At 68.3% G+C, this 1,073-nt stretch carries 2 protein-coding genes; both read right to left on the bottom strand.

From position 1 onward, the window contains the following. Positions 1-437, bottom strand: a 437-nt coding sequence (locus tag AC1D15_RS33860) for an ATP-binding cassette domain-containing protein (RefSeq protein WP_477829515.1), incomplete at its 3' end; no start/stop codon positions are given. Positions 438-443: 6 nt separating this feature from the next. After that, positions 444-1,073, bottom strand: a 630-nt coding sequence (locus AC1D15_RS33855; RefSeq protein ID WP_477829514.1) for a BMP family lipoprotein, incomplete at its 5' end; no start/stop codon positions are given.

Genomic DNA, 1,073 nt, shown 5'->3' with positions numbered 1-1,073 from the left:
CCCACGGGCAGCTCGGACACGCGGGCGTCCGGGTCGACGACGAGCCCGAACTCCTGCTCCAGGCGCTGCAGCTCGCGGCGCGCCGCGGCCAGGCTTTTCGACAGCGCGAAGCCCTGCTCCGCACCGAGCACCACGTTCTCGAGCACGGTGAAGCGGTCGACCAGCATGAAGTGCTGGTGCACCATGCCGATGCCGTGCGCGATCGCGTCGTGCGTGCCGCGCAGCGCGACCGGCTTGCCGTCGATCGCGATGCTGCCCTCGTCGGCCGGGTAGAAGCCGTAGAGGATGCTCATCAGCGTCGACTTGCCGGCGCCGTTCTCGCCGACGATGCCGTGCACGCTGCCGCGCTGCACCGCGAGGTTCACGCCGCGGTTGGCGTGCACCGCGCCGAAGGTCTTGTGGATGCCGCTCAGTTCAACGGCAAGGTCGGGTTTCAAGACGGGTCAGTATTTGCAGCCGGCTTCGGGCGTGTAGTTCGCGACCGATTGCTTGCCGGACACGATGTCGGCTTCCACCGCGGCGAGCTTCTTCTTCGTGTCGTCGCTGACCAGCTTGGCGTTGTACTGGTCCATCGCGAGGCCGACGCCCTGCTCCTTCAGGCCCAGCACGACGAGACCCGGCTTCCAGCTGCCGTTCTTCGCCGAGCTGACGAGGCCGTAGACCGCGTTGTCGACGCGCTTGAGCATCGACGACAGCATCGTGCCCGGTTGCAGGTGGTTCTGGTTGCTGTCGACGCCGATCGCGAGCTTGCCCTGGTCCTTGGCGGCCTGGTAGACGCCGATGCCGGTGCCGCCGGCGGCCGCGAAGACGACGTCGACGCCACGCGAGAACTGGGCCTTCGCGAGTTCGCCGCCGCGCGTCGGGTCGCTCCAGGCCGACGGCGTCGTACCGGTCATGTTGCTGACGACCTCGACCTTCGGGTTCGCGACCTTCGCGCCCTGCTCGTAGCCGCACTGGAAGCGGCGGATCAGCGGCACGTCCATGCCGCCGACGAAGCCGACCTTGCCCGACTTGCTGGTCGTCGCGGCCAGCCAGCCGGCGAGGAACGAGCCTTCCTGGTCCTTGAACAGCAC

The sequence above is a fragment of the Rhizobacter sp. P2_H2 genome, from assembly GCF_056403375.1.
This window is presented reverse-complemented; position numbering and strand designations above follow the sequence as displayed.